Annotated in this window: 16 protein-coding genes; 2 read left to right on the top strand and 14 right to left on the bottom strand. The window is 43.7% G+C overall.

Annotated features, from left to right (window positions below; translation table 11 throughout):
• Positions 1-83: 83 nt before the first annotated feature.
• From DRI82_RS11075 to galU, 9 genes are all read right to left on the bottom strand, one after another.
• Entirely contained in the window at positions 84-1,205 is a 1,122-nt protein-coding gene (locus DRI82_RS11075) for a glycosyltransferase family 4 protein (protein ID WP_114193567.1), read from the bottom strand.
• Positions 1,177-2,493, bottom strand: coding sequence for an O-antigen ligase family protein (locus DRI82_RS11070; RefSeq protein ID WP_114193565.1), 1,317 nt, complete (start codon positions 2,491-2,493; stop codon positions 1,177-1,179). The genes DRI82_RS11075 and DRI82_RS11070 overlap by 29 nt, the downstream gene beginning before the upstream one ends.
• Positions 2,486-3,184 carry an acyltransferase gene (locus tag DRI82_RS11065; protein ID WP_114193563.1) on the bottom strand — a complete coding sequence of 233 codons (699 nt, stop codon included), beginning with the start codon at positions 3,182-3,184 and terminating at the stop codon, positions 2,486-2,488. The genes DRI82_RS11070 and DRI82_RS11065 overlap by 8 nt, the downstream gene beginning before the upstream one ends.
• Positions 3,185-3,188: 4 nt before the next feature.
• The gene (locus DRI82_RS11060; protein WP_114193561.1) at positions 3,189-4,370 is read right to left on the bottom strand and encodes a glycosyltransferase; all 1,182 of its coding nucleotides are present in this window, start codon (positions 4,368-4,370) and stop codon (positions 3,189-3,191) included.
• Between the two features lie 107 nt (positions 4,371-4,477).
• Entirely contained in the window at positions 4,478-6,646 is a 2,169-nt protein-coding gene (gene wzc / locus DRI82_RS11055) for a tyrosine-protein kinase Wzc (RefSeq protein WP_114193559.1), read from the bottom strand.
• Between the two features lie 17 nt (positions 6,647-6,663).
• Positions 6,664-7,098 (bottom strand): arsenate reductase/protein-tyrosine-phosphatase family protein, encoded by a 435-nt coding sequence (locus tag DRI82_RS11050; protein ID WP_114193557.1) that lies wholly within the window; start codon positions 7,096-7,098, stop codon positions 6,664-6,666.
• A gap of 16 nt (positions 7,099-7,114) precedes the next feature.
• On the bottom strand, positions 7,115-8,248 hold the full coding sequence (locus DRI82_RS11045; RefSeq protein ID WP_114193701.1) for a polysaccharide export protein: 1,134 nt from the start codon (positions 8,246-8,248) through the stop codon (positions 7,115-7,117).
• A gap of 567 nt (positions 8,249-8,815) precedes the next feature.
• Positions 8,816-9,709 (bottom strand): sugar phosphate nucleotidyltransferase, encoded by an 894-nt coding sequence (locus tag DRI82_RS11040; RefSeq protein WP_114193555.1) that lies wholly within the window; start codon positions 9,707-9,709, stop codon positions 8,816-8,818.
• 60 nt (positions 9,710-9,769) lie between these two features.
• Positions 9,770-10,663, bottom strand: a complete 894-nt coding sequence (gene galU, locus DRI82_RS11035; RefSeq protein WP_211317651.1) for a UTP--glucose-1-phosphate uridylyltransferase GalU — start codon at positions 10,661-10,663, stop codon at positions 9,770-9,772.
• 839 nt (positions 10,664-11,502) lie between these two features.
• Between galU and DRI82_RS11030 the strand changes: the two genes are divergently transcribed.
• Positions 11,503-13,086 carry a TerC family protein gene (locus tag DRI82_RS11030; RefSeq protein WP_114193551.1) on the top strand — a complete coding sequence of 528 codons (1,584 nt, stop codon included), beginning with the start codon at positions 11,503-11,505 and terminating at the stop codon, positions 13,084-13,086.
• Positions 13,087-13,138: 52 nt separating this feature from the next.
• Here the strand turns inward: DRI82_RS11030 and DRI82_RS11025 are convergent, their stop codons facing one another.
• The 5 genes from DRI82_RS11025 to udk form a co-directional block, all read right to left on the bottom strand.
• A complete protein-coding gene (locus DRI82_RS11025; RefSeq protein ID WP_114193549.1) occupies positions 13,139-14,215 on the bottom strand; it encodes an acyltransferase family protein in 1,077 nt (358 codons plus the stop codon).
• A 206-nt stretch (positions 14,216-14,421) separates the two neighbouring features.
• Positions 14,422-15,777, bottom strand: a complete 1,356-nt coding sequence (dcuC, locus tag DRI82_RS11020; RefSeq protein WP_114193547.1) for an anaerobic C4-dicarboxylate transporter DcuC — start codon at positions 15,775-15,777, stop codon at positions 14,422-14,424.
• 342 nt (positions 15,778-16,119) lie between these two features.
• Positions 16,120-17,961, bottom strand: coding sequence for an outer membrane assembly protein AsmA (gene asmA / locus DRI82_RS11015; RefSeq protein ID WP_114193545.1), 1,842 nt, complete (start codon positions 17,959-17,961; stop codon positions 16,120-16,122).
• A gap of 45 nt (positions 17,962-18,006) precedes the next feature.
• On the bottom strand, positions 18,007-18,588 hold the full coding sequence (gene dcd, locus DRI82_RS11010; RefSeq protein WP_114193542.1) for a dCTP deaminase: 582 nt from the start codon (positions 18,586-18,588) through the stop codon (positions 18,007-18,009).
• A 40-nt stretch (positions 18,589-18,628) separates the two neighbouring features.
• Positions 18,629-19,270 (bottom strand): uridine kinase, encoded by a 642-nt coding sequence (gene udk / locus DRI82_RS11005; protein WP_114193699.1) that lies wholly within the window; start codon positions 19,268-19,270, stop codon positions 18,629-18,631.
• Positions 19,271-19,584: 314 nt separating this feature from the next.
• Here udk and DRI82_RS11000 point away from each other — a divergent pair, with 314 nt between their 5' ends.
• On the top strand, positions 19,585-20,235 hold the full coding sequence (locus DRI82_RS11000) for a phosphatase PAP2 family protein (RefSeq protein WP_114193541.1): 651 nt from the start codon (positions 19,585-19,587) through the stop codon (positions 20,233-20,235).
• Positions 20,236-20,729: the final 494 nt, after the last annotated feature.

Genomic DNA, 20,729 nt, shown 5'->3' with positions numbered 1-20,729 from the left:
AATAAATCCATCGTCATTAATAATAGTGGCATTAAAAAATTGAAAACTTCAGAGGTAATTTTTAAAATATATAAAATAATAACTCAACATATTTTATTACCTGAAAATTTGTATATACCCTCCAATAATGACTTCGTCGATTTTTCCCATGTATAATTGGCCTGAATAAATTCATGTTGTTTATTCAAAACCGATTCTTTTTTTATCAACATTGTTAGTATAGTATCTAGCTTTGACAGATCAACTGGATCGATATAAATTGCCTTGTCACCTAGATAGTCTTTTGTATGCCCATTTTGGGAGGAAATAACGTGGCATCCATAAGCATATGCTTCAAGATCAACTAGTGAAGCGACTTCGAACCAGCTCGCTGAAAGGTTAACTTTCGACTTCAAATATAGACTAGGTATGCTCTCAGGTGGTACTCTCCCTAAGTATTTTATATTGTCGGAATCAGCAACTACATCACTAAACTGCTTGCAATATGAATTTGCATTCGTATTCATACCGCCTGCAAAAACTACTTTATACGGTTTATTCTTGAAATACTCTGCAATAGCCAAGCTATTTTTTCTAGGCTCAATCCTGCCACAGATAAGCACGTCAATATCTCTAGTATTATTTTCACTATTAATATCTCCGATCAAATCCACACCGTTTTTTACCAAGTGATGATTTACAAGGCTTACAACAAAATCCCGACAAATTATCTCTTTCTCACCCTCAGCAATAAGGAATGCACCTAACGATTCATTTAGCAATTTTTGCGACAGTAAATTATAGTCCAACCACAGATGTTTTATAGAAAAAGGCCATAATGCAGGATATTTTATTGCCCTCGCGATATTTTTTAATTTTTCTCTTTTATTATGACTATTCAGTGCACTGAGAATAATGCCCATCACCCCCTTTCTGATCTTTTTTTCATAAAAATCAATGCATTGATAGTCATGATGAATAGTCAGTACAAAAGTTTTATCGAGCAGGTTACGACGCTGAAGTTCGGCATAATAAATAACCAACTCCAGAGGGCGATCAAGATTAACTACAATGTAATTGTCATAATTATCTGGTACCGATAAATTCGTAATGATATCTACAAAGTGGTTATCGTCTTCTAAGTATTTTTTATACATTTGAATCTGATAAGTGTCGCCACCGTTTTTATCAAATGCATCAACTCTGGTGAGAAAGGCTATTTTCATCGGTTTTCACTTTATTATTGACGGATGATTTTTCTGTTTGTAGATGATACCCATACAATAACCAAAAGAGGAACATTGCTTTGTGAGTAACAAATATATCAATAAACATAGCAGTTATAGACAATATAAGTATGTAATTTCTTATTGTCCTATTTTTAATAAACATCAAGACGTTAATTAAAAACAATAAATAAAGAATTAAACCAACAATGCCAGTTTCTGCAAAGAATCTTACATAATTACCATCCACAGCTTTTGCAGCATATGATGGACCTAAGCCGATCAAAAAAGAAACTAAGTCGCTATTTGTAGTTTTGATCAACATAATCCATCGTGTAAAGCGAATATAAGCGCTAGCATCTCCCTCACCAACATCACCAATAATACTGGTAATGCTACCTCCATAGGTTTTTTCAAAATAATCATTTCGACTAACTGCTGCATCTGTGTTTGCATAAATGTCGTATAATCTTAAAAATGTTTCATTACTAAAGAATGCTTCTATACGAGCAGTGACATCAATAGAGTTAGTATTATTTTTGGTAGTGCCATTTATGTTTGAATATAACGCATATAATATGATTGAAAAAATAAAGACTAATGACATTAAAACCGTTAACTTTCTTTTAAGAAGGGAAATCATACCTTGTACGTTTGCAAAAGAAAGTACAAAAACACTGCCCACTAAAGTAATACGAGATTGGGTAAGCACCAAAATTGCGGCAGATAATAATGTATAAATAATAACCCTTTCTTGGAAGAAATAACATAGAAAGAATGCGGAAACACCCGCTAACTCCCATGGCCCTCCAGTATTCGCGATAGCCCGACTAAAAGAAAAATTGCTGATTCCCCCAATAATACCTGAAGTTTGTCCCGCGATTAAAAGCAAACAATATATTATATAGACTCTGAATGTTCTATCTAAGGAATAACCTAAACGAGCTAATTCAGATCCAAGTGCGATATACAGAAAATACTCTAAAGGACGAAGTGCAAAAAGGAGGCTACTGCCTATAGCAACTTGGCCAAATATGGAATTATAGATTGCTGAAAATAAGCAAAACAAAACATAAAGAATAAATATAGTAATTGGTTTTTGCTTAAAGAAATAGCCCCAAGATCCTCCTTTAAGAGTATACGATATTAAAAATACCATTATCACAATATCATCTATTCTGATCGCAGAGAGAATATTGTCACTGTCATCTCCTGTTCGCCCTAAAATAGACAATTTGAAACCAAATAAAGTCAGAACAAAAACAAAAAATATAAGTATTCTATACATGATCGCCTGCTTTGACTTTCACTCTTGTTCTTATTACACGAGCTGGATTTCCAACTGCCACCGCAAACGACGGTATGTCTTTAGTAACCACGGCACCAGCTCCAATTACAGCACCATCACCGATATTGATGCCATCCAGAACAATGACGTTGTTACCAATCCAACAATCATTACCAACTCTTATGCCTTTCCGAGTTACGCCTTGATTGAAAATTTCCTCTTCTCCTGAAAACTCGTGGTTTTCAGCAATGAAACTTACTCCAGCACCAATTTGACATCGCTCACCAATTATAAGAAAAGCGGCAGCACCTAAGTTGCAACGTGGACCGATATATGTTTCATTACCAATTTTGATGCCTTCTCCGAGATTTTTTGTATTGCTTGTAATCTGGAGCCATGCATATTCACGAAGTGTTACTCTACTCCCGAATTCCACTCCGGATTTACTCAGGCAATTGATATAAGAAAAATCACCAATATAACAATAAGCTCCAGTTTTTAGATGATTAGAATGGATAATACGTGTTTTTTTTCCTACAAAAAAAGGAAAACTTATCCTTCTAAAATTAAAGAGATATAAAAAAAATGCCCTAATCATTGGAGTAATACCTTTCCTACAGATAAATTCCAGATAATCTCTAGTACTCAGCCCATTTCTCTTTAATTTTTGTTTTATTTTAGAGAATGCCATTCATTTACCCTCTATTAAATGCTGAAAGATATTCTTTTGCAGAAAACTCAAGCGTAAATCGAGTTAAATCTGGCTGACCAGCATTTGTTTCGAAATTATATTTTGAATTTTTGGTTATTTTTTTCATTGCAGTGAAGTAATCTTCGTTCGCACATACCACACCATTCACACCTGGGAAAATTTGTTCTGGTAATCCTCCTTTTTCAGAGACAATTACTGATTTTCCCATAAAGATCGCTTCCATAGCGACCCGGCCAAAAGGCTCGTTGTACTTGGAAGGGACGATGACACAATCAACTTTATCGTAAAAAGTAATGTTATTAACTATGCCAATGAAGTCAATATCGTCACGCCCTTTCAGAATATCTTCACGTTCTGGAAATGCTGCGATAAAATCATCCCTTGTAGCTCCTGCGATTATTAACTTATAAGCATTAGGTTCGAACTTAACGAAGTTATCAAATAATAAATCAAGCCCTTTTTCGGGGGAGAGCCTACCTATATATCCAAACGCCTTTATTTGTGCATTATTTTTTTGTTTATTCGAATACACATCTGGATTGAATCCATTATATATTACTTTTTTTTCGGTCTTTTTAAAGAATCCACAAGCCGTGTGATACTTTTGCATATACTCGCTATTAAAGACAACGCAATCAACAAAACTGCTGCACCACAACTTATTAAGTCTTTCCAATTTTAATTTAAATGTATTGTGTTCTGAGTTCAGGTCCCTATACCAGGCGCCTCTATCCAACAAATAAAAATCTCTTGTTGTATGAACAACTCTAAATCCAAATAATTTTAACATTGGAAAAACCCATGGTGACGCACCTTTAATATTATTAGTGTGTACAATATCATATTTTCTTTTCTTTAGCCAAATGCACAAACTTAATGCCATAGGGATATTAGCAATGTCGATAATATTCCATACTGCTTTTAATAATATGTTCCTTTTCTTTTTTGTGGTTGGCCAATATAAATTCAAAAGAGGTAACTTATTTATTGTTACACCTTCATAAGTAAAATTCTTATACCCATCAGTAAAAGCGTTTAACGAAATGACGGCCGCATTCTCACCATTATCATTTAAAGCCTTCGCAAGCTCAATGCAAGATCTTTCACTACCACCAGAAATTTCTGGATAGGTATTGAGATTGAAAATAGCTATTTTTTTCTTCATTATGCACGCCTTGTAAAAAATAATTCGACGTTGAATTTCGTCTAATATGTAAGTGTATAAATATGACTAGATAAGGGGCAAACTCACCCCTTATCTAAATTTATTAGTTACTTTTCTGACTTATACTCATATGCATAATAATTATAGCCATAACCATAATAACTTGCGGCCTTTTTAGTTACCGCGTTGAGTATTACGCCTTTAATTTCTGAACCATTCTGTTCAAATCTGCGAATACTGACTTCAATTTCTTTCAATGTATTAACCTCAAAGCGCGCGACAAGCAAAGATGTTCCTACATGATGACTTATAATTGCTGCGTCTGTAACAGCCAAAATAGGTGGCGTATCTAAAATCACGATATCGTAATTATCGCGTGCCCATTTGATAAAGTTTACAAGGTATTCATTCATCAACAATTCTGACGGATTTGGCGGAATCTGTCCGCGGGAGATGAAATCCAACCCTGCAACTTCAGTTTTGTTTACTGCTTCTTCGACACTGATTTGATTCGAAAGTACATTTGAGAGGCCACGATCACCCTTGTACCCCAATATTTCATGCACATATCCTTTACGCATGTCGACATCAACAAGTAAGACTTTTTTGCCACTCTGCGCTATTACCGCAGCCAGGTTGGCACTAACGAAGGTTTTACCGATAGCAGGAGTTGCACCTGAAATCATCAGAATATTATTCTTTGCTTCAAGCATCGCAAAGTGCAAGCTTGTTCGAAGACTTCTGATAGCTTCAATTGCCAAGTCAGCGCTGTTATCAATAGCGAGAAGCTGATTCGAACGAGCATTCTGTCTCTTCCTTTTTAACTGAAACTCTGTATCTTTTTTCCGCTGCCATTCAGATAATGGAACACTGGCATAAACACTGATTCCAGCTTCCTCCAACTGCTCTGGACTTTCTATCCCTTGATGCAGCAGATCTTTAATAATTATATAAAGAACTGACCCAACGCTACCTAGCAAAGCCAATAAGAGAACGACAAGAAACTTTTTCGGTTTAACTGGTTGATATTCAGTTTCCGCAGGATCTACGATTCGTACATTACCTATTGTACTGGCCTTGTTTATGCTTAACTCCTGTTGCTTATTAAGCAATTGCATATAAACTTCTTGACCAGCTTGTACATCTCTTGTCAGACGCAAAATTTCTTGCTGCGTCTTCGGCATTCCACTTACACGCTTATTCGTCTTTTCTTTTTCTTGTTCAAGCACGGTTCTTTTTTCTAATAAAGCCCGATATGCTGGATGCTCTTTAGTGTATAACTTTGAAATCTCAGCTTCTCTAAACGTCAATTCGTTAAGCTGCGTTTCGATTGAGACCATTGAATCAAGAACAGATTTAGCTTCAAGAGAGAGATCGACAGAATCGTTTTGTTGCCTATATTTATTAAGCTTATTCTCTGACTCATCTAAATTCGCTCTTATCAAAGGCAATTGCTCTTTTAGAAACTCTAAGCTTTTTCCAGCTTCCTCAGATTTACGCTCAACGTTTTGCTGCAAATAATTTTGAGAGATTGAATCCAACGTTTTCTTGATTAGAACCGGCGATGAACCTTCTAATGTCAATTGTAGAACACCAGTATCCTTTCCTTTATCGGAAACAGTAAATCTTTCAAGCAAATTATTAATTGCAACAAGTTCACTTTTCTTAGTTATATTAAAAACTGTACCAATAGGGGCATCTATCTCACTTACCAGTAAAGAGATATCACTGTTTTTTTCTAATACTCCGGTCTTACCTTCAAATGAAACCGTATCACCAGCCTCGATTCTGTATGAATCTTTCGTCAAAACCTCCAGAGTGATAGGTTTATCAAGCCAATAGCTTGGTACCTCTAAACGAGATACTGCAATGTTTTTAGTTGTATCACCGAATAACCGATTCAAACCAGCCCCAAATATAGGAAAGGTCTTAGGTTCTACAATCATATCCAAGTCTAGGTCATTGATTGTTTTCCCAATAACCATCCTAGACTGGATTAACTCGATCTCAGTTGTTGATTGAGCCTGGTTAGTGGAAAGCACATTCGATAGATCACTGAGAAGACTGCTTCCAGTATTTTTTTCAACCTGAATCAACGCATCAGACTTGTATATAGGAGTTGCTATCATCACATATATAATGCCTATCATGATACAGATAGTCGTTATAGCAACAATAAGCCATTTATTATCAATGATTGAACCTAAAATTCGTCTAAAATCTATTTCTTCATCTCGACGGATTTCGGGATTTTTTGTTGAGTTTTTATCTATCATGCAATTTCTCTGGCCAATTATTTATCTAATGTATTAACCCACTTTTGGGCTGATTCATCGAGAAGTCGGTAAATAAACTCGAATGCTTCGTGGCTTTGTCGATATGGGTCTGCGATTTCACGCTTATCAAGCCAATGACCAAAAAGCATTGTCTTGCCTCTGACCTCCGGTGCCAAACGACAAACCGCATCAATATGTGTCTTCTCCATCACCAAAATAAGTTCATATTCTCGGCATAGTGAAGCAGTCAACTGTTGCCCATGATGGCCATCGAGAGAGAGACCGTGCTTATTTGCAACTTCTGATGCCGATGTATCAGCAGGTTTCCCCACCAGTGCGCTAATACCAGCTGATTCTATCTTTTTTCCAGGGAGCATCTTTTTCAGTAATCGCTCTCCTGTTGGAGAGCGACAGATATTCCCTACACATACCACCAAGATGGAATTAAACATGTTCTCTTCCCAGTGACTATGGCCAGTTACGAATACGTAACGCACCTTCGGTTAGATTATTAAACCCTGAAATGGTTGGTACTAGTTGGCTTATAACTCGATTCCAACGTGCGATAGGGGCGGTTGTCACATAGACAATATCGTAAGGTTGCAATTGGAATTCCGTACCCATTACCAGAGCTGTTGCATCTGACGCATCTAGCTGATAAATATCGGCGAGTTTGGAACCCTGAGTACCATGCAATGGCCTTATAACAAAAATACCCGTGGCATCAGACGTTCCCTGAGCAATACCTTCGGCATTCCCCAACGCTTCCGTTAACGTCATACCACTGCGATCCATTTTTAACGTGACTTGCTTTTCCACTTCGCCCATAACGAAAATTTTCAGATCGTCATTGCGTGGAACAAACAGAATGTCACCTGGAAACAGCAGTCGGTTCTGCGTCAGATCACCATTTTGCATCAATCGCTGCAAAGAGATACTTTGCTCTTTGCCATTATGGGTCAAAATAAGATTCCGCCAGTCGGCATTTTCAGTTAATCCGCCAGCAGCGTTGATTGCGTCCATTATAGTGAGGGGAACGTTGGTGATAGGTTGTTGCCCCGATCTCGTAACTTCGCCAGTTACATACGCTTTTTGCGATCTGAACGCAGCAATATTTACATCTACCTGTGGGCTTTCGATGTATTGTGCAAGGCGCCTAGCGATCTCAGATCTGACTTCCGTTACCGTTTTTCCGAGAACATTCACTTTCCCAATGTATGGATAGAAGATACTTCCATCTGCCTGGACCCAGTTACCTGTGTCGCTGGCACTACGGTATTGACCTGCAGGGGTGGTCAGTTCTGGATGATCCCAAACAGTAACGTTCAGAACATCACCCACACCAATGCGATACTCGTATTTTTCCAATAAAGCATTTAACTGGGTATTCTGCTGAGCGGTGACTCTTGCTGGTCGCATCCTATCGACCAACCCCGGTGTCATCGGGTAGACATTCACCAACTTATCAAGATCGAAGTTCTCATCTTGTTTGATGACATCCTTGCCACTGGTCGAAAGATGGGTACCAGGAACAACCGTACAGCCACTGAGCACACTAAGAGATACCAAAAGGGGTATCATTTTCAATTGTCGTTTTGCCATCGAGTTATCATCACTTTCTAAGTAAAGGTATTGCGAAGCTATATGCACATGTGAGTGAACATCCTTCAATAGCCCCACCAAAATCATTTTTCAATAAGCTAAGACTACACATAATCATTCAGCCAGCACATCAATTATCCGTTCTACAAGCAAATTTTATGTCTTGTACACAGATTTCATCTGCTGCATTGGATACATTTCATTTTGATGTCAAATTTAAGTGAGAAATATTAACTGATATACCATTTTCAGACACCAAAAAACCTGACCATTGAACACATATTGCACAACAAGAGACTAGGGTGAGGACATACTGAGCACATAGTTTCCATCCAGGTGCGAGCACTGGTTGAAAGAAGTCGCCGCTGACGGGTTACAACACATAGTGGTTTTTACGAAGAATTGGCACAGAAACATGGTCGTTTGCGGTGTTTACATTGCTTATTATTGAGTTGGTTGACGCGCTAACGATTGGTATTCAATTCAAAATGCTTCCTTATAGCTGAACATCTGACATCCTTGTCAGTGCCGCGATGTATTATAGCGAGTTCAATTTTGGATATCACGCTATAGAGCGAGTGACTCCGCCCAGGTACGAAAATCTTTCCCATAGCTAGGGTGACGAAGGCCATAAGTCACAAAGGCACGCATGTAACCTTGCTTTTCACCACAGTTAAACGATTCTCCCACCAGTTCCATCGCTTCAACCGTTTGCTCTTTCACCAGGTTGCCAATGGCATCAGTTAGCTGAATGCGCCCCCAAGCCCCCGGTTTGGTTTTTTCCAAAATTGGCCAGATATCCGGAGTAAGAACATAACGACCGACAGCGGAGTAATTGGATTTCAATTGCACTTCGCGGCTTGGCTTTTCAATGATGGAAGTCATCACTGAGCTGGAACCCGGTGTTAATGAGTCTTGCTCGCACTCCACTACCGAATAATCATAAAGTACGCTTTCATCAACAGCTTGAACGAGAACCTGGCTTAGCCCTGTTTCATTGAAACGGCCAATCATATGCGCCAAATTGTCACGTGTAGGATCGGCCTTCACGTCGTCAATCAGGATGTCAGGTAGAGCCACGACGAAAGGTGCATCGCCCACCAACGGTTTGGCACAAAGCACGGCATGTCCAAGGCCTTTTGGATGCCCTTGACGCACGTGCATTAATGTCACCCCTTTCGGGCAAATGGATTGCACATCTGCCAGCAGTTGGCGCTTAACGCGTGCTTCAAGCATGGCTTCCAGTTCAAAAGAAGTATCAAAATGGTTTTCTATCGCATTTTTGGATGAATGCGTGACGAGAATAATTTCTTTAATACCTGCAGCTACACACTCATTAACAATGTGCTGAATAAGTGGCTTATCGACAATTGGCAGCATTTCTTTAGGAATGGCTTTTGTCGCTGGCAGCATGCGCATGCCTAAACCTGCGACGGGAATAACTGCCTTCAAATTCGTCATTGTATTCACCTGTTCACTTATATTAGGGATATCATGGATATATGCTAAATTTTTGTGCTCTCAATTCAGTGCTTCTTTCAGCCACTGTTTGAACTCATTCCCTTCGGAAGAGTGACGCACACCATATTGCACAAAGGCCTTCATATACCCCAATTTATCGCCGCAATCGTGGGACTTACCACTCATATGGAAGGCTTCAACGGTTTGAGTCGCCATCAGTAGCGCAATTGCATCGGTAAGCTGAATCTCATCGCCTGCACCTGGGGGTGTTTTTTCGAGTAAATCCCAGATATCTGCAGAGAATACATAACGACCTACTACGGCCAGATTAGAGGGTGCATCTTCCTGCTTGGGCTTTTCAACGATAGCCGACATAGGTGCGCTTTCACCTGCATGTAGTGCGACGCCGTCACAATCAGCGACACCATATTTAGAAACGTCTTGCTCCGGCACTGGCTCAACCATAACCTGACTAAATCCCGTTTCTTCAAAACGGCTAATCATTTTCGCCAGATTCTCAGTGGTCAAATCAGACGTCGAGTCGTCAAGTAAAACATCTGGCAGCATCACGATGAAGGGCTCATTACCCACCATAGGTTTTGCACACAACACAGCATGCCCAAGTCCTTTTGCCTGTCCCTGCCGTACCTGCATAACAGTAACGTCCGACGGACAGATTGACTGGACTTCAGCCAGTAATTGGCGTTTTACCCGAGACTCAAGAACTGCTTCCAATTCAAAAGAGGTATCAAAGTGGTTTTCTATCGCATTTTTGGAAGAGTGGGAAACCAGAACGATATCCTTCACGCCAGCGGCAACACATTCATTCACAATGTACTGAATCAGCGGTTTATCGACGACGGGCAGCATTTCTTTAGGAATGGCTTTCGTAGCAGGTAACATACGCGTACCAAGACCTGCCACGGGAATAACAGCTTTTAATCTCTTTTGCATAATTTTCATCCAGGAACAAATATAGTTTGTTTCAGCAGATAGGAGCAACCGCGCACCCTGACCTGCGCAGGAGTTGTAATTTTAGTCCTGCATAGCAAAAAGGCACAAAAAATGACGGGGATTCTGAAAAGGGTACAATTTTACACGCTACCGCCCTTGGCTTATAGCTACCAATGCACTGTGGAACAGTTTCCTTTAAGGCAGATCGACTATTGCCACATCCATGTTGCAGCTCCTTCTCCGCTTTGTGCCGACAAATGATAGGTCAGTCACAAATCCTCTCACTCCTAGCTACTGATTCAGCTAGCAACAGAACTCGTTATATAAAATATGTCTAAGATTGTTATACTATTGGCTTGGCGTTACAAGTCCCGAGCATCTATTCACCCTCGTTTTAGGAATAAGACTACCCTTATTACTGTGTTTTTGTGATTCCCTTCATTTTTTTTATTTCTATCCGAGTGATTTTTAAGGATATTCCTAAGGCTATTCTTAAAATTTAGTCTATTCGGTTCTCACCACTCTTCTCGCAGTCTAACTGTTTCCCTGCAAACTATCCAAAAGGGTAGTTATAACGTTATCTAATGATAAATACGCAAATGTTCACCCTCGCCAATGACTGGAAACGGCGAAATGGAGTGGTAGCACTACCAAAGTGTGGGTCTACTTTACTTCATATTTGTATTTAGTGCTCCAAACAGGCTCAGTTTTTGCCTGTTTCCCGTTTAAATGCGCGATCCTTGAGCTATTACTCTGATTTAAAGTTGAATTCCGAGCTTTCAGCGACCATTATTCTCTCTGCGGTATAACCCGCTTTGATGAAAGGTAATACTGAGCATATGGAATGGATCGCAGATCCAACAATCTGGGCCGGGTTGGCAACACTCGTGGTGCTGGAGATTGTTCTGGGCATCGACAACCTGATTTTCATTGCTATCCTGGCAGAGAAATTACCCAAAGCGCAGCGCGACAAAGCGCGTGTCACCGGCCTGTTATTGGCTTTGGTTATGCGGTTGATGCTGCTGGCTTCAATCTCATGGCTCTCTACCCTCACCACCCCCTTTATAAGCGTTATGGATCACCCGTTCAGTGGGCGTGATTTGATCATGCTCGTCGGTGGTGTATTTCTGCTGTTCAAAGCTACCGTTGAACTTAATGAACAATTAGAGGGGAAAGACAGCGAACACCATGGACAACGCAAAGGTGCACGATTCTGGCCAGTAGTGGCGCAAATTGTTGTGCTGGATGCCGTTTTCTCGCTGGATTCCGTCATTACCGCCGTGGGTATGGTTGAGCATCTCGCGGTGATGATGATCGCGGTATGTATCGCAATCGGGCTTATGTTATTGGCGAGTAAGCCGCTGACGCACTTCGTTAACGCCCACCCTACCATCGTAATATTGTGTCTCAGTTTCTTGCTGATGATCGGCTTCAGTCTGGTGGCTGATGGCTTTGGTTACCATATCCCCAAAGGATATCTGTACGCCGCTATCGGTTTCTCCGTTTTGATTGAAGCACTTAACCAACTCTCCCAATTCAATCGACGGCGTTTTCTCTCTTCTGCTCGTTCGTTGCGTGAGCGTACTGCCGAGACAGTCTTGCGCATGCTCAGTGGCAAGCATGAAGAAGCCGAACTGGACACCCATTCTGCGGGAATGGTGGCTGACAGCATGGGCGGTCAGGAGGTCTTCAACCAGCAGGAGCGCCGGATGATTGAACGCGTGCTCGGGTTGGCACAACGCACCGTCAGCAGCATCATGACCTCTCGTCATGATGTCGAGAATCTGGAACTCAACGATCCACCAGATGTACTTACCCAGCAACTGACCAAAAATCAGCATACGCGTATCGTGGTCACAGAAGATGGTTCAACAGACGCCCCCCTTGGAGTCGTACATGTGATCGATCTGCTCAAACAGCAGCTTTTACAAAATGAGATGGATCTCAGGGCGTTGATTCGCCAACCCTTGATTTTCCCAGAGCAGCTCTCGCTGTTGATGGCCCTGGAACAATTTCGCCAGGCGCGGACCCACTTTGCCTTTGTGGTTGATGAATTTGGCTCCGTGGAAGGCGTAGTGACGTTGACTGACGTGATGGAAACCATCGCGGGTAATTTGCCAGAAGCGGGCGAAGAGATTGATGCCCGCCATGATATTCAACAGTTGGAGGATGGTAGCTGGATCGTTAATGGTTATATGCCACTTGAGGACTTGGTGCTGTATGTTCCCATCCAAATTGATGAGAAGCGGGAATACCATACTATCGCGGGTTTATTGATGGAGTATTCCCAGGCAGTTCCCCAAGAGGGAGCGAAACTGCAAATCGGGGATTATCTATTTGAAGCGATCGAAGTGAACAGTCATCGCATTATTAAAGTGAAGATTACACCTACTGCGACTTCGAAAGAGGATTACGAGGTCTGACAGATGAATGGGGGGCCACGTTATCGTCTACCGTGGCTCCCCAATGCATAAATCAATTCAGTACTTTCCTGGGAAGAATCAGCGTCGGATATTGGAACAGCACACGCCCGACCCCACGATTCAGAGCCCACCAAATCGTTAACGCACCCGCTGTACAAAATATCAACCCTACCAGAGGATAGAAAATCAGCCATAACTGCGCGAAATGCGCATTGTCAAAGGCTCTATGCTGTACAAGCGCACCGAGCATAGGGACGGCAAGTAATTCGGTTAGCAGTTTGTGCAGAACATAAATCTGTAGGGTATTTTTTCCTATCCAATTCAAGGTGCGCATAGAAAAGTACTGATTTATTTGCTGGCAAATAACGATGCCAACACAGATTGCTATCGCACTGTGAAAAATACTTTTATTGATACCAAACAGGGAATGAATCAATGCCAGAGGTGCCAGGCATAGCAACAGGATCATTACGTTTTTACGATGTGCCATCCAGGAAAGAATGGGTGCTCCGAAGTAACATCCCACAGTGAAAAAGATCGCATTTTGGAAGACGCTCTCTGGCCCCCACCAAGGCACCAGGCCAGCTGCGGCGATGTAGTTAACCACCACACAGAGCGAAATCAACAACAGGATGTTATTTTTAAATAATTTGCAGGCGACAAAGTATATAACCAAAGCATACAAATACCAAGGGCTAGCCATAGCCGTTGCTACGTACAGCGCAAACTGCTCAGCAGAAGCCGAATAGGCCGCATTGCGTGCCATTAATGTCCAGTCATCAAAAGAGAGTTCACGATTGATAAACGTGATGCTTATCCATTGGACCAGACACCAAAGCAAATAGAGATAGAGTAAATTGAACGCTCTTTTGGTGCTCACTTCTTGCCAGGTGCGATTCATGACAGCACTGGTGGCCAGCAATCCCGAGATAAAGAAAAACGCGGGCATACGCAACGGAGCCAGATAGACATTTATTGCGACCCACAGTTTGGTTATGACCGTATGCTGATCAATGACGCTGAGCGAAGGGAGATAGCTGGTTGATACAATATGGTTCAACACCACCAGTAGAATACACATTCCTTTAAGTGAATTAATCCACTGGGTATTTTTTTGGATTTTGAGCATAAGTATCCCCCGGAATTTCAGCAATCCCGTTTCTGATGAGTCAGTTTAATGTTGAGTAAGCAGAGGGATAGTAGAAGGAAGGCGTTTCGTTGACGAGTGAAATTGCGGCGTTTCACCGCGATTTCACTTTATTATGCATAACATGTCGATGAATGAGGCTGTAATCAGGGCAGAAGTTTTAATTCGCTCTTCTACCCTGCAAGTCGTCAGTGTGCTGGAACCAACAGTTCCGTTGCGACAATGACCACCACCAACCCCACCAACACGGGTACGGAAGTACGCTTAACCACCTCAAAAGGTGAAATTTTCGCCATTCCCGCGACAGCAACCACCACTCCGGATACCGGGGATAATGTACGTCCAAGGTTAGAGGCTTGCAGCATTGGAATCACCAGATAACCTGGATTGACGTTCATCTGCGCCGCCAGTTTGGGAATAAGCTCAACGAAGGCATAGAATGGCGCATTACCCGAGCCTGTCGTCATTGCTGCCAGCATGGTAATTAATACCAGAACCAACATCATTACCATCGCACCACTGCCGAACGACTGCGCGGTACCAATCAGCCCACTAATAAATCCAACTGTACTTAATCCTTGTGCAAATACCCCAGCGGCAACCAGCAACATCACCACGGTGGTGAAAGCATCGGCCATACCGCGATAGGCAACTTCAAGGCCGGCGAAGACTTTCTTGGCATCAAAGTAACGAATAAACTCAATGACCGCCGTTAGAGTCATGCAGATCACCAGCACGGTAATAATGTGCAGTTCCGGGCCCCATTTGCTATCAAAAATCAGTACCCCCAGTATCGGGGTAAAAGGCAAAATCGCATAGAAACGCGGTGCGGTGGTGGTGATATCAGCCACATCCAGCATTTCATGCTTTTCGCCGCTCTTTCTGTCCAGATAACGTTGCCAGAAGAAATGGGCAACAGCCATGCAAAGAATGGCTGCAATGGAAATGGGCAGCGTGGTTTTGAAGGCGAAATCAACCAGCGGCATTTCAGCAGCCTTGGCGGCCAGAACCACGTCTCCCGATGTCGGAGAAAGTATGATAGCTGCTGGCGAGGCGCAAATCGCCGCCGCGGCCCCGCGACTAATCCCCACATTCACCATCAATGGGAACAACGTCGCCATCAACAGCACACCCAAACCGGTGGCAGAGGAGACGGCCAATGACATCAGGCAGGCAACAAAGTATGCGGCAATCATCAGGATGTAAGGTGAATTGATCATTCTAAGCGGGCGTGAAGCCAACTTGACGACCATATCGTTGGCACCGATATAGGTCATATAAGCGGCGAAACCACACAGCATCATAATCATCATGCCGAGATCGCCACCGCGGCTCATCAGCAGGATCTTGACGTATTCTGCAATATCCGTTACGCGCCACCCCGTGGCCGCTGCACTCGATGGCAGAACCGATTTACCCATCAACGCGCTGATAATCAGCAGTAGTATACCGCCAACCATCAAAACCCCGGTGGCGGAATACCCTTTGATAATGTAGCGCCCAACACCTATAGCAACTACCAGGCCAATAATTAGTTCCAGCATTACCGTTTCTCACTCTGTGCGATTGGGTTAATTTGGTTTACTGCTCGTCACTTGGAGAACGTGAGTTGCAGCTTTTTAAAATTCAGGCAGGCACTTTGCCGAAACTGGAAGAGTCAGTTACTGACTTTCATCAAGTATTAACAAGGATTTTCTGAAGAAATTACCAAATGTGATCATAAATACACATTTGGCGAATAAAGTGGCAAAAAAAAGAATACCAGTGTTACACGCTGAATAAATCATTTACTGGTAGAATAAAACCCTGAGGATTGCAAGGTGAATACGGCAGACGCAAAAAAGGGACTCCCCGTTGGAATCCCTTTTTTGCAAGGAAAGGCAAACTTAAAGTTTATCGAGCAGTTTCTTCAAATTCTTCCCGTCCTGAGTCTCTTTGTTACGATCTGCCCATTTGCCCAGCGCCCGTTTGGCTTCATCCTGCAGTTGTTTGCGCAGAAGTTGCTCAACTTCCAACTGATAATTGAGTTGCTTCCATGGGCCATAGACCCGCAAAGGAACATCCGTTTGCTGCAACGTTTTAATCAGGCTGCCATTGCCACGCCAGCCTCCGACAACCCGCACGTTGAGGTTCATGTCGCAGGTTTCAGCGGGCAGATTAACCACCCCATTGCCTGTAAGCGCCAGCAATTCAGAGTCTGCCCGTAAATCGTCAAGCTTCAACTTACCATTCTGTAGTTGACCGCCAGCCTGGAGATTTTTCACCTCGGTAAAACGTTCGTAACTATCCTGCCCTCGTACACTGCCATTGCTACGTGCGACAGCCTGCTGAATCATTTGTTGTAAATTCAGACCATGCAAGCGTGCATTTTCCATCGTCATTTGCGCCTGGCCGCGCCAATGCTGAGTAAAGTCAGCAGAACTGAGTCCTTCCCCTGACAATTCACCGGTCATAGAGAAATTACCGGTCAGGACCTGTGGCAAATGATATGCCTGTAACAGTTGCCCCAATTCTACATTATTCAGCACCGGCTGAAGCGTCGCGGTGGGGATTCGCGTTGTAGTATCAAGCGTGCCGGGAATTGAGAAATCGCCTTGATGCAATTTCCCTTTCAGCGTCTCAATCTGCACTTTACCCAAGTGGTTATTGGCGTGCAGATCGAGTTGCTGGATAGTCAACCCACGGTAAGTCAGATTTGCTGCACTCAGCGCCAATTTAGCCGTAAAACCATTCAATATTTTTATACTATCGAGATTCGCATCCATCTCACGGGCAATAATAGGTGCAGCACTGGTTGACTGACCGCGCTGCATGCCCTCGTTCTCACTCGCTGGCCGCCAGCCGGAAAGCGCATCCAAATTCAGCGTCGACGCTTGTAAATTCACATTATAATCAGGAGCTTCCCCCATAGAAGCTGACATTGAGCCGCTAAGTTGGCTGTCATTGGCAGCCAGCGTTAATGCAGAAAGTGTGAGTGTTGCGGGTTGCGCCTGATAGTTGGCTTGCAGCGTTCCCTGCCCCTTGATTCCCGCAGGAAGAATATCTGCGCCGGTCAGTTGATAAGTAAAACTGGTGACATTTGCCGCAATATTTTGCGGATATTTGTCGAGAGCGACTTCAGCATTGAGGGAAAATGCCAGATCGCGCTGATTGCGGTTTATGCGACTGGAAAGCGATACTTTTGCCTGACGATGGGCGCTTTGCGTCATGGACAGATTGATCTCACGTACATTAATTTGATCGTTATCCGCACGCTGCCACACCAATAAACTGTCAACAATCTTCAGTTCATCTATATCGAATTTCCATTTGTCTTGAGCACTGCTTCCAGGCTGGCTTTGCGGTGCGACTGGCGCACTAGGCTGCTGCTGTGCGTCGCTATCAGGTGTAAGACTGATTACGGCACCTTTGAGCATGACTTGCTTCACAGCCAGTTGATGGGATAACAACGGCCAGAGCTTCACATCGAGGCGCATATTCTCAGCCGTGACCACTGACGTTTCCGCTCCCGGTGCGGTCAGCGACATCCGTCCCGTGATAATACTGAGTTGAGGCCAGGCATGCCAACGCAGATCGCCTTGAAGATCAAGGTGATACCCACTCTTCTGTTCAACCTTTCTGACCATATAGTCACGGAAGTCATTGGGGTTAACCAGCAGTACCAGCGCCGTCATGCCTGCAACCAGTACGATCAAGAGTATAACCAGCGTAGTCAGTATTCTTCTCATGCCTTCCTCAAATCAACGTCGCCAGCGGTTCGCCAAAGTACTGAATCAATCCTTATCAATACGACTGGCGACCGCGCCCTGTTGGTCTCGGTATTTTGCATCCTGCCGGCGGTTATACGGGCGCGCTGCGGGTCCGGATAATGGCTCAAAGCTCAACGCTCCAATTAGCATCCCTGGGCGCAATGCTAAGGGCAGCTTACCTGAATTATAGAACTCAAGTACAATTCGGCCTTGCCAACCGGGATCTATACGGTGTGCAGTCACGTGCACCATCAACCCGAGACGCGCCAGTGAAGAGCGCCCATCCAGCCAGCCGACCAGATTATCCGGCAGTGTTACCGACTCCAGTGTCACCGCCAGCGCCAGTTCCCCTGGGTGGAGGAAAAACGCCTCGCCTTCCGGCAGGACGATTTCATCACTCATCACGCGATCCAGCGCCTCGCTGACTTCATCTTTCGGGCCGCTTAAATCAATGAAAGCCGCCGTATGGCCGCGAAAAACACGAAACTGATTGCCCAGACGCACATCGACCGTGGCACCATTAATACGTTCTACTGGCGGACGCGGACTGATGTCCAGTTTCCCTTCGTCCAACCAGGCTTCTATATCGCGATCACACAGTCTCATGCTTTCTTTCTCCATCGGGTCTAATTAAATAAGGCCAGGGTTACTCAAAAAACTGGCTGATTTTTGCTTTCAGAATATCTATGGCGATTCGGTTTTTACCACCGCGCGGTACAATAATGTCAGCATATTGCTTGGAAGGTTCGATAAATTGCAAAAACATCGGACGCACGGTTTTCTGATATTGCGCCATGACCGAATCCATCGAGCGACCACGCTCATTGACGTCGCGCTTCATTCGGCGCATCAGGCAAATATCCAGCGGTGTATCCACGAAGATTGAGAAGTTCATCTCCTGACGCAGACGAATGTCAGTCAGCAGCAGAATACCTTCGAGAATAATCACTTTTTTTGGTTCGAGATGGATGGTTTCCTGTTTACGGGTATATTCCACATAGCTGTAAAGAGGAAGTTCTATTGCCTTACCTGCTTTCAACATCTGTAAGTGTTGCAATAACAGATCGTGATCCATGGCACCGGGGTGGTCATAGTTAATTTTCAGCCGCTCTTCCATGGTCAGGTGCCCCTGATCTTTGTAATAGCTATCTTCTGGGATCACACCGATGTGTTCATCACCGACCTGTTCACGGAGTTCACGGTAGAGCGTACTGGTGATGAGACTTTTGCCTGAGGCAGATGCGCCAGCGATGCCGATAATGACGCACTGGTGGGGCTTGTCAGTCATATAATTGAAGACCTGATTCGTTGTTGAAGGGGCGAGCACGCGCAGGTGCATTGATCGCGCCAATTATAGGGAGTTAACCTGTCTGACGCTAGCGAAAACCTTGGTGGATCAGGCCTATCGACGCTTGTTTGCGCACTTGATCCCATCCATTTTCGGCCCCATTATCCGATAGCAGCAATAAAACGATTTTTAAGACTCTTGCTCTATAACAAAAGTCTGTAAATAACGTAAGCTATGCATAGTTGCGAAATTGCTCGCATTTCTACCTCTTTACTGCGCCTGCAGTATGGATGTTTTTTCGATAGTGAGAACCAATGAACTGGCACCTTCTGACCTATTTTGGCGACAGCATGCTGTTATTACCTTGCGCGGCGATTATTGTCGCGCTATTGCTGTGGACGCCCTCTACCCGGCGTGCCACCTGGCAATGGATTTTGCTGTTTGGTTTCGCCGGAGGTTTGGTTTGCCTGTCAAAATTAGCATTCATGGGCTGGGGTGTAGGGAGTCGGGAATTTGATTTTACCGGTTTTAGCGGCCACTCCGCGTTGTCTGCCAGTATTTGGCCGGTTTTACTGTGGGTGCTAACCGGGAGATTTTCCCGTCCGTTACGTATCACCGCCGTTCTGGCTGGTTACGTTCTCGCACTGGCGGTAGGTTATTCGCGTCTGGTCGTTCATGCGCATTCCGTTTCAGAAGTGATCGCTGGCTTGGTGCTCGGGTATACGATCAGCACCACATTCCTGATGCTGCAACGTCCAAACGCGATACCTCGTCTTTCATACCCGCAGTTGGCTACGGCTTTGATTCTGCCACTTTTCTTGATTAACACAGGTAAAGTCGCACCGACCCAAGGTTTGCTTGAGCATATCGCGGCGGCGATTTCACCTGCTGGTAAGGCGTTTACGCGGGCGGATTTGCACCGAATGCAGGTGCAGCCTGTTCAGGCTGATTTAGTTATTAAGTAGATTTTTATTTTTCTGAATAGGATCAACATCAGAGATAGCTTTGCTAAGCAGGTTTCGGTTGAGGTGAGTTTTGTTTTCTACTTGAATCTTGTATTTCATTGTACGTGAACATCAAAAGATAGCTTTGTTGGTTGAACGCGCAAGCTATGTTGTTGTTCTTTAAGTATTATGTCTGGCGTTCAAGCAGGGGACAAAAGCGTGTCCCCTGCACCCGCGCTTTACGCAGCATGAATTGCCCGCGTTGCGGGTGCCCTCGGTTGTCATTCCGGCGGACGGGTCGGCTTTAGGCTACAGGTCCCTGTAGCCGGACGCCTTTCGCCGCCGTCCTGGCGGCTCATCCCTGCCTCCATTCCGCCCTCAGCAATTTATGATGCTCGGGGAAGGTCAACGTCAAAATGAACTTTGTATCTCAATGTCTGTGAACGTCAAAATATAGTTTTGTTGATTGATTGCTTTGGGTTTTGTTTCGTTCTTCCAGTGTGAAGATCGGCAAT

Origin of the sequence: Edaphovirga cremea (assembly GCF_003332275.1) — a bacterium.
In the GTDB taxonomy this organism is placed as follows: domain Bacteria; phylum Pseudomonadota; class Gammaproteobacteria; order Enterobacterales; family Enterobacteriaceae; genus Edaphovirga; species Edaphovirga cremea.
This window is presented reverse-complemented; position numbering and strand designations above follow the sequence as displayed.